Origin of the sequence: uncultured Algibacter sp., from assembly GCF_963976535.1 — a bacterium.
Classification (GTDB): Bacteria; Bacteroidota; Bacteroidia; order Flavobacteriales; family Flavobacteriaceae; genus Algibacter_B.
Genome location: NZ_CAXBLF010000087.1, coordinates 1 through 9,845 on the forward strand (window position 1 = coordinate 1; position 9,845 = coordinate 9,845).

Below are 9,845 nucleotides of genomic sequence, written 5' to 3' on the forward strand. Positions count from 1 at the left end.
CTCGCAAAGGCGCTAAGACGCGAAGGTTTACTCGATTGAATAAAGAATAAATTCTGTTATTTTTACTGCGACTGAGACTGCGACTGAGACTGAAAACTGCGCAGATGCCCGCGTTAGGGATTGTAGTGGAAAGCCCACAGCGAGTCCCGATAGCTATCGGGACGAGCGAGGACTTGTAACGAAAAGCGCGACCCGTAGGGAAACGCCCAAATGTTTATTATTCTGAAAAAAGATATTTTTTTTTGCAACACGACAACTTTTTAATCGTCTTTAAAACGAACTAACTAAACCCACATGATGTATTAGAATGTCGTGATGAAGTTTAAAATTACAATAAAATATGACTTTTTATAAGTTGGAGCATAGCACCGCTACGGCAAAACTTAAATAAGTAGTGAAGCGCTATATTTTGCAGTAATTTTAAAATGTAATAGATTTTCTAATACATGATGAGGGTTGAACCAAAAGTAAAACAAGCATGTTTCAAGTTGACATTATTGAACAATGTAAACAAAATAATCGCAAGGCACAATTGCAGTTATACAACCAGTACTGCAACGGGATGTATATTGTTGCTAAACGGTTTTTGAAAGACACTGCTGATGCTGAAGATGTAGTACAAGAGGCTTTTATTAAGGCTTTCACCAAACTACATCAATATAAAGCTGAGGTTACTTTTGGTGCATGGTTAAAACGCATTGTTGTTAATAAAAGTATCGACTTTTTAAAAGCCAAAAAACAACATCTTGTTGAGCTTGACGAGGTTCATTTAAAAGTTGTAGATACGCCTAAAGACGACAAATGGTTAGTAGAAGATACGATTACAATAGACGATGTAAAAGTGGCCATTAATGAGTTGTCAGAAAAGTATCAATATGTTGTGATGCTATATTTAATTGAAGGATATGACCATCAAGAGATTTCGGAGATTCTAGATATTTCTGAAGTAGCATCAAGAACACAACTATCTAGAGGGAAAGTAAAATTACAAAAACTGTTAACACTTAAACAAAATGGCACAAGATATTAGAGCGTTATTTAAAAATGACAAAATAACAAATGAAAAGATGCCGGAAAATCATCAAGAACGATTTCTTGAAAAATTGGAAGCGGCATTACCAGAAGCAAAGCAATCAAAATTTGGTTGGTTGGGAATTGCGGCTAGCCTTGTAGTGCTTTTAGGTTTAAGCTTTGGAGCGTTCAAGTATTTTCAACCGCAAGACCAAGGAAACTCTCAAGAGATTGCAGCTACAAAAATTGTTGACACTAAATCTTTAGGTGATATTTCTCCTGGGTTAAAAAAGGTAGAAGATTACTATTTAGCAAGTATTAATTCTGAGTTGTCTAAAATGACATACATCCCAGAAACCAAAGCCTTATTTGATGGGTATTTAATACAATTGAATGCCCTTGATAAAGAGTATCAAAAACTATCTTTGGAGTTAACTGAGTCTGGGCCAAGTGAATTAACAGTAAATGCCTTAATTGATAATTTAAAATTGCGTTTAAACTTATTGTATCGATTAAGATCACAATTGCAAGAATTTAATACTTCTGATGCACATGCTGATGAAGTTTCACAATCAGAACAGATTTAAACTTTTCGCATTTAAGCGAAAATTAGTCATTTTTTGCAGAATTGAAGACTTTTTTTAGTTACATAGCAGCGCTATGGAAGGAAAAAAAGGCGAAAAGTGAGTGAAAAAGGGCAATTTTTTAGCGAATGGAAAAAGTTTAAACCTGTTCTTAATCTAAAAAAATCAAAAAATGAACAAGACTATTATAAAACTAAAATTAGTTGCACTATGCTTTCTTATTACGGGAAGTATAATGGCGCAAAAAAAATTAACAAAAGTATCTCAATCTATTAAAGTAGATAAGGATGTTGTAGTTGATTTAAACACAAGTTACTGCAATATTGTATTTGACACGTGGAACAAAAACACCATTGAGATTGAAGCTTATATTGAAGGTGAAAAGCTAAGTAAAGAAGCCTTAGCGGATGCTTTGAAGCAATGGAATGTAGATGTAGACGCGTCTAGTAGTAAAGTTTCAATAACGACAAATAGAAGCCAATCATCTTCATTATGGGTGCTTAACGATTCTAATCATGTTGATGGCCATGTTCGTGCTATTCTAAAAGAATTAAAATATGAATTGGCAGAAATGCCAGAAATGCCAGAAATGGATTTTGATTTTGAAATGCCCGAAATGCCTGAGATGCCAGAACTCCCAGAATTACCAGAAGGCGTAAATGCTTTTAAGTTTGACTATGAAGCCTATAAAAAAAATGGTGAAAACTATTTAGAAGAATGGTCTCAAAAGTTCGAATCTAAATATGGAAAGGAATATGCTGAAAAAATGGAAGCTTGGGGCGAGAAATTTGGAAAAGAGTGGGGCGAGAAGTTTGGTGAAGGTTATGCCAAAGAGATGGAAAAGTGGGGCGAGAAATTTGGCGAAGAATGGGGTGAAAAGTATGGCAAGCAAATGGAAGAATGGGGCGAGCGTTTTGCCAAACGTATGGAAAGTCAGGCAAAACGTACAGAAACTCAATCCAAACGTTTAGAGATTGAAGCTAGACGCGCTGAGATACTAGCCAAACGTTTAGAAAAAAAGGAAGAACTTCTAATTGAGAAAAAAGAGCGTGCTGAAGCAATTAGAGTCCGTGCAGCAGAACATAAAACCCGAGAACAAGCATTAGAACACAAAAAACATATAAGAGAACGCGCTGTTTTAATAAAAGATAGGGAAAAGGAAATTGAAAGATTGTTTGATAATAATTCGCATCCTAACGTTAAGAAAACAATTAAAATCAAAATGCCAAAAGGTGCCAAGTTAAAGGTTAATGTTAGGTATGGAGAGATTGAGTTTGCGGCTAATGTTGATAATTTAGAGGCAGATTTATCACATGCAAAGTTTACAGCACAAAGCATTAATGGAAGTTTAACTTCCATTAATGCTTCTTATTCGCCAATTTATGTAACCAACTGGAATTTAGGTGAGCTAAATTTAAATTATGTAAATAATGCTGAACTTAAAAATGTGAAACATATAGTTTTAAATTCTGTGTCTTCAAATATTGATGTTGAAAATTTATTTGGAAGCGCCATTATTGATGGCAATATTGGTAATTTAAAAATTTTTAATATCGATGATAATTTTATTAGTTTGAATATGATTCTTCAAAATAATGATGCGCTTATTGCATTGCCTAATGTGGATTATAATTTACAATATAAAGGCACGCGTTCTCATTTAAAACATCCTAAACAAAAAGAAAATGATTATGTTTCTAATTTTTCTGCAGGAAATTTAGAGAGCGGAAAAAATATTGTAATTAATGCTAAATATAGTAATGTAACTATGAAGTAAACTACTTTAAATTGCCCATTCTCTTTTTTAATCTCAACTTCTTCAACTACTTATTTTCCAAAACTCTAATGTCCTTCTCGTAATAAAACCAAGCTTTTTGTACAAATTAATGGGACCCGAATTGGTTTCGTCTACGTGTAAAAAGGGTGTTTTGTTTTTCTCAAAAATCTTATCTGAAGCCAATGTAATAAGTTGTTTTGCAAAGCCTTGACCTAAGAAATCTGGATGTGTGATTACTGCGCTAATTTCAATAAAATCATTAGTTTGCATCCGTTCGCCAGTTACTGCTACTAATTGTTGATTTTTATAAATACCATAGTAACGTCCTAAAGTATTTGTTTTGCTTTTAAAATATTCTGGGTAAACTAGCTTTATTAAACTCATTAAATCTTGATAATGTGTTTTATCGAGTTGGATAATAGGTTCTGTTATAGGATAATCAATTTTGTTATACAGTATCATTTGCAACCCCACATATCTAATTGGTGGTTTTAAAGTTGAAGGCATTTTTGGTTTATTGCCTACAATAAAGAAGTCTTTTATTAATTTGGAATGTTTTTCAATAGCATCAGTAGTGTCTTCATCTTTAATAAAAGCACCAAATGGGGTGTAATCTGTTTGGTAAAACTTCACATTACCGTAATCTATACCGTGATTATAGTGTGTTTCTGTTAGTGAATACCAAACTGGGTTGTCTAAAACATCTTCGTTAATCATTATTTTAAACGAATTAAATGTGATTCAAGTTGAGTTATAATTTTTTCAATCGGAGCATTGTAATCAAACCAAAGCGTTTCTTCATTCTTTTTAAACCAAGTGAGTTGGCGTTTTGCAAAACGACGCGTATTCTTTTTAATTTCTGAAGTGGCAAATTCTAAATCCCATTCGTCTAACAGATAATTAAATAGCTCTTTATAACCTACGGTATTAAGCGCGTTTAAATCTTTATAATCTAATAAATCTTTTACTTCGTCAAGTAAACGGTCTTGCAACATGATATTTACACGCTGGTTTATGCGGTTATATATTATTTCTCTATCGGCAGTTAAACCTATGGTTATCGTTTTGAAGTTGCGTTTTTCTTTGTCTTTATTTAAGAATGATGCATAAGGCTTACCTGTACCAAAACAAATCTCTAAGGCGCGAATAACGCGATGTGGGTTATCTATGGCTATAGTAGAATATGAAACAGGATCTAATGTTTTTAATTGTTCTTGAAGCTGCTCTAACCCTTTTGTTTCTAATTCGTTGTTTAGGTTTTTACGAATATTTGAATCTACTTCAGGAAAATGGTCTAAGCCTTTGGTTACAGCATCTACATATAATCCTGAACCGCCAACCATAATTACAACATCTTTCTCTTTAAATAATGCTTCTAAACATTTGAGAGCATCTTTTTCAAAAGCGCCTACACTGTAATTATCTTTTATAGATTTATGGTGAATAAAGTGGTGTTTTGCTGCAGCTAATTCTCCTTTTGTTGGTGCAGCAGTACCAATTTGCATCTCTTTAAAAAACTGACGAGAATCTGCCGAAATAATTTCGGTTTTATAGTGTTGCGCTAGTTTTATGCTTAGTGCTGTTTTGCCAATGGCTGTTGGGCCAACAATTGAAATTAAGTATTTATTTATTGTTTTCAGAAGTTATTTTAAAAAGAATTATGCAATTTCTGCACCACAAACATAACAGTATTTTGCTTCTACTCTAATATCGTTTGTTAAGCATTCTGGACAGGTTTTAGTTTCTGGAATCAAATCTTCTTCTTTTTTGAATTCATTTTTTTGAGAGGCAAATTCTGCACTTACAATTCCTGTTGGTACAGCAATTATCCCATAACCAATTATCATTATCATAGAGGCAATTAATTGTCCTAGTGGAGTTACAGGGGCAATATCTCCATATCCAACAGTTGTTAAAGTTACTATGGCCCAATAGACACTTCTTGGGATGCTTGTAAAACCACTTTCCTGGCCACTTTCTATTAAATACATTACTGTTCCAAGAATAACACAAAGAATTATTACAAAAGACACAAAAACCGATATTTTAACTTTGCTTGCCTTTAATGCTTTTATAAAATTATTAGACTCACCCATAAATCGAGCTAATTTTAAAATTCTAAAAACACGCATTAATCGTAATGCTCTTAATGCAATTAAAGAGTGTGAGCCTACTAAAAATAATGATAGATATTTTGGAATAGTTGACAATAAATCTATAATTCCATAGAAACTTAAAATGTATTTTTTAGGACTTGAGTTGGTTACAATTCTTAAAATATATTCAATTGTAAATAAAATGGTAATTATCCATTCTGCGGTGTTAAGAAGGTCATGATATTCAAGGTCAATACTATTGACACTTTCAAGCATCACTAATAATATACTTGCAATAATAACTACAAGAAGTACAACATCAAATAATTTTCCAGCAGGAGTGTCAGAATGATAAATTATTTTATAAATTCTAGCTTTCCAATGTTTATCAAAGAATTTTTTCATGATATCAAATGTAACAAAAAGATTAGTTACTTTTCTTGTGAAAAACTTAATAAGGGAATGAATTTGAAAAGCACGAAAAAAAGTAGTTTCATATTTTAAACTATTTCTACAATTTTTAAACGTTTGTTTTTACGAAGGTAATTTTGAATAATATGCTGGGTATCTCTATTGTTTTCCATAGGTGTAATAATAGATTCCAGAATCTCAAGTTTAGTTATTTGGTAATTTAAATTAAAAAATCCAATACCTTTAAAAACACCATTTTCAATTAATATGGCGCTACGCTCATCAACTTCTCGTCCTCTATCAACAATTACCATGTTTTTATTGGAATAGCTGTTTTTTTCAATTAGTGATTGTACTCGTTTGTTGTAGGTTTCAGACGATTCTTCATAAATACAAGCACCTTCACAATTTTTGATTTCATAATTAAAACAGCTCGTTTTTGTTTTATATAAACCAGTAAGTTTTTGACATAAATTGTAATCTTCAACCGCTTTGGTGATAAAGCTCTTTCCACTTTGGCGATTGCTAAATGTAGTTATTGGTTTTTTACGACCGTCGGCCACATCAATCTTCAAATTGAGGTAGTCATTTTCATCTTCAAAAACATATAAAGCATGCGTAAAGATAGATCGGCGTAAGGCTCTGTTGTGTATAGGTTTAATTTTCTTTATTTCTTCACTTTCTTTTAAGAGAGCAACGAGTTCACTACCAGTAGCTTCGTAAGTTACAGCAGATACTTGAGCTTGTATTTTTTTAGATTTTGCATTTGTGCCCGTAAAATGCTGGTTAATGCGTTTTTTTATATTATTGCTCTTACCAATATAGATAATATCACCATTAGCTTTATGGATGTAATATACACCAGTGATAGATGGTAATTCAGCAATGATATCTATATGTCTGGGTTCTAGTTGAAGTTTTGGATTTAACCTTACGGATTTTTGAATGATGCTTTTGCTAGTATCCTTATCAAGCAACATTTTAAACAACTTAACAGTTGCTAAAGCGTCACCAGAAGCCCGATGTCGATCTGTTACTGGAATACCAAGTGAACGTACTAATTTGCCTAAACTATATGATGCTTGTCCAGGAATTAAATCTTTTGAAAGTTCAACAGTACATAATGATTTACGCTCGTATTCAAAACCTAACCGTCTAAATTCTGTACATAAAATGCGATAATCAAATTGTGCGTTATGTGCCACTAAAATGCAGGTTTCAGTAATTTCAACAATACGCTTTGCTACTTCATAAAACTTTGGTGCATTACGAAGCATATTACTGTTAATACCTGTTAGGTTAACTACAAAAGGTTGGATGTCGCGCTCAGGATTTACGAGGCTTATAAACTGATCAACAACTTCATGACCATCATATTTGTAAATAGCAATTTCTGTTATGCCTTCTTCATTGTACTTACCACCCGTGGTTTCTATGTCTAAAATTGCGTAAATAGTATGCTACTTTTTAATTGTTACTAAGCTGTTTAATTTGAATAATTTCTGACACCAAAGATACTACTTCCAACCCGAATCATGGTGCTTCCGCAGTTAATAGCTAATTTATAATCGCCACTCATACCCATTGAAACAGTTTGCAGTTTGCAGTTGTCAGTATCCAATGGTTTTAAGTTGCTAAAAGTGGATATTAATAATTTGAATTCTTGTTCTATTTGGATTAGGTTATCTGTAAAAGTCGCCATTCCCATAACACCAGTAACTTTTATGTTTTTTAATTCTGAAAAGTCTTTAGATTGAATAATATCTGAAGCTTCTAAAGGTGTCATTCCAAATTTTGATTCTTCTGAAGCTATTTTAATTTGAAGTAAACAATCAATAACCCTATTATGTTTTTTTGCTTGTTTGTCAATTTCATTTAGCAATTTAAAATTATCTACACCATGAATTAATGAAACAAATGAAGCTATATACTTTACTTTGTTTCGCTGCACATGACCAATCATATGCCATTCAATATCTTTAGGCAATTCCTCAAATTTCTCAGCCATTTCTTGGATTTTATTTTCTCCAAATACGCGCTGTCCCGCATGATAAGCCTCCATTACATCGCTTACAGGTTTTGTTTTAGACACTGCCACTAGTGTAACGTGTTCTGGGATAGAAGATTTTATGGTTTTGAGATTTTCTTGTATATTCATTGTTGTTTGTAAAGTTGTTAGTTGTTTAGTTGTAAGCTCTTAACGACTTAACAGCTAAACAAATAAACATTTTGGCACAAAGTGTCAAAATTCATAAATAGTAATGCCACTTCTTAACTTAGGTTCAATAAACGTGCTTTTTGGTGGCATGGTTAAACCTGCGTTGGCAATGGCTTTTATTTCTTCAATTGAAATTGGTACCAATCCAAATCCAACAACATATTCGCCTATATCTACTTTACTTTTTATGTTTACTAAATCGTTTTTTCCATAAGAATAACCAATTCGTGTATTGTTGCGTAAATCTGAAATTCCTAAAATTGGTTCCAAAACCGTTTTGTATAATATTTGCGTATCTAAGGCTACCAATGGGTTATCCAAGTTATAATTATGTTTTCGGAGGTAAAGTGAATAAAATTCGCCATCAAGATACATGCTGAAATGGTGTTTTTTAGTTGGTTTGTATAATTCTGAACCTCTATTTTCAATACGAAAAATAGCATCTAGTTTTATTAAAAAAGCATCCTTGGTTAACCCGTTTAAATCTTTGACTAATCGATTGAATTCATGAATTTTTAAATTGGATTCAGGAATTAAATAACTCATAAAAAAGTTATAAGGTTCATCTCCTGTATGGGCATCGTTTTTAGATTTTAAATCTTCTGAAAGTAAAAAGGAAGAAGCACAACGATGATGACCATCTGCTATATAAACATTTTCAATGCTCTCAAATTCCTTTTTAATTTGTGCTATGGATGCTTCATTATCAACAAGCCACAAATAATGCGTATCTCTAAAATGGGTTGTAAATTCAAATTCAGCACGTTCTTTTTGAACTTCTTTAATAATATTGGCAATCACCGTATTATCTGGATAGGTGAGGAGTACGGGCTCAGCATTAAAGCCAACGGTTTTTAGATAGTCTTTAAATATGTTTTCACGATACTCAATGGTATCTTCATGTTTTTTAATAATATCTTTTTTATAATCTTCAGAACTTGCAGCAGCTACAATTCCAGTAAATACGTTACCGTCTCGATTTACAATTTTGTAAATGTAAAAGTTTGGATTTTTATCCTTAACGAAAACACCATCTTCTTTGAATTCTAAATATCTGTTTTTTACTAGCGTATAGCGTTCTTTACCAGTAATGTCTTTATGATATTTATAGCCTGGATTTATAATATGTAAAAATGAAAAAGGGTTATTGTCTAAACGTGATTCTAATTCATTTTGAGTATAGCTTTGGTATGAACGAGAAGCGACCAAGCTAACTTTATCTCGTGTTGGTCTTACAGCTTTAAATGGGATTATTTTTGCCATGTTTATTAGTTAGCAGTATTCAGTAGTCAGTAAAAAACAGTTGTTACTCATTTCGAACCAAATTTATTTGGATTTTGAATCATATAATTAATTAATTTACCCACTTCAATACTCTCAGTTGTTAGTTCTTCAAAAGTTTTTTCATTTATGTATTCACAAGCTAAAGAAAATTCAAGCCAAGTTTGAGTTTCAGAATTTTCAGCATCACAATCTGTTAGTTTGCTAATAAAATGTTTTGGATATAAGCGTTTTCTATAAGCTTCAGCTAAATTAGCACAAATACTTCGAGAAGATCTTCTAATTTGATCAGTTAAAGAATAAGTTTCTTCCTTAGGAAATGATTTAGAAATGTTAAAAATTTTCATAGCCAGAATAAATCCTTTTTTGTAAGCTAATAAATCTTGAAACTTCATAATTAATTTATAGTTTTACTGAACACTGAACACTGAACACTGAACACTGAACACTGAACACTGAACACTGAA

The 9,845-nt window shown here is 32.1% G+C and carries 10 protein-coding genes; 3 read left to right on the top strand and 7 right to left on the bottom strand.

Features of this window, described 5'->3' with window-relative positions; all coding sequences use genetic code 11:
• The first annotated feature begins 478 nt into the window (after positions 1 to 478).
• The 3 genes from AAC024_RS15025 to AAC024_RS15035 all read left to right on the top strand — a co-directional run bounded on the left by AAC024_RS15025 (position 479) and on the right by AAC024_RS15035 (position 3,372).
• Positions 479 to 1,030, top strand: coding sequence for an RNA polymerase sigma factor (locus AAC024_RS15025; RefSeq protein WP_339896313.1), 552 nt, complete (start codon positions 479 to 481; stop codon positions 1,028 to 1,030).
• The gene (locus AAC024_RS15030; protein ID WP_339896314.1) at positions 1,014 to 1,598 is read left to right on the top strand and encodes a hypothetical protein; all 585 of its coding nucleotides are present in this window, start codon (positions 1,014 to 1,016) and stop codon (positions 1,596 to 1,598) included. The genes AAC024_RS15025 and AAC024_RS15030 overlap by 17 nt, the downstream gene beginning before the upstream one ends.
• A gap of 169 nt (positions 1,599 to 1,767) precedes the next feature.
• Positions 1,768 to 3,372 (top strand): hypothetical protein, encoded by a 1,605-nt coding sequence (locus tag AAC024_RS15035; protein WP_339896315.1) that lies wholly within the window; start codon positions 1,768 to 1,770, stop codon positions 3,370 to 3,372.
• 42 nt (positions 3,373 to 3,414) lie between these two features.
• Here AAC024_RS15035 and AAC024_RS15040 read toward each other — a convergent pair whose 3' ends face one another.
• The 7 genes from AAC024_RS15040 to AAC024_RS15070 form a co-directional block, all read right to left on the bottom strand.
• The gene (locus AAC024_RS15040; protein WP_339896316.1) at positions 3,415 to 4,089 is read right to left on the bottom strand and encodes a GNAT family N-acetyltransferase; all 675 of its coding nucleotides are present in this window, start codon (positions 4,087 to 4,089) and stop codon (positions 3,415 to 3,417) included.
• Complete coding sequence (gene miaA, locus AAC024_RS15045) at positions 4,089 to 5,003, bottom strand: tRNA (adenosine(37)-N6)-dimethylallyltransferase MiaA (protein ID WP_339896321.1); 915 nt, start codon at positions 5,001 to 5,003, stop codon at positions 4,089 to 4,091. Before miaA ends, AAC024_RS15040 begins: the two co-directional genes overlap by 1 nt.
• A 27-nt stretch (positions 5,004 to 5,030) precedes the next feature.
• On the bottom strand, positions 5,031 to 5,873 hold the full coding sequence (locus tag AAC024_RS15050; protein ID WP_339896317.1) for an ion transporter: 843 nt from the start codon (positions 5,871 to 5,873) through the stop codon (positions 5,031 to 5,033).
• A gap of 95 nt (positions 5,874 to 5,968) precedes the next feature.
• Entirely contained in the window at positions 5,969 to 7,333 is a 1,365-nt protein-coding gene (locus AAC024_RS15055; protein ID WP_339896322.1) for an exonuclease domain-containing protein, read from the bottom strand.
• Positions 7,334 to 7,365: 32 nt separating this feature from the next.
• Positions 7,366 to 8,037 (bottom strand): YggS family pyridoxal phosphate-dependent enzyme, encoded by a 672-nt coding sequence (locus AAC024_RS15060; RefSeq protein WP_339896318.1) that lies wholly within the window; start codon positions 8,035 to 8,037, stop codon positions 7,366 to 7,368.
• A gap of 84 nt (positions 8,038 to 8,121) precedes the next feature.
• On the bottom strand, positions 8,122 to 9,360 hold the full coding sequence (locus AAC024_RS15065; RefSeq protein ID WP_339896319.1) for a DUF1015 domain-containing protein: 1,239 nt from the start codon (positions 9,358 to 9,360) through the stop codon (positions 8,122 to 8,124).
• A 47-nt stretch (positions 9,361 to 9,407) separates the two neighbouring features.
• Entirely contained in the window at positions 9,408 to 9,773 is a 366-nt protein-coding gene (locus AAC024_RS15070; protein WP_339896320.1) for a four helix bundle protein, read from the bottom strand.
• Between the last annotated feature and the right edge of the window lie 72 nt (positions 9,774 to 9,845).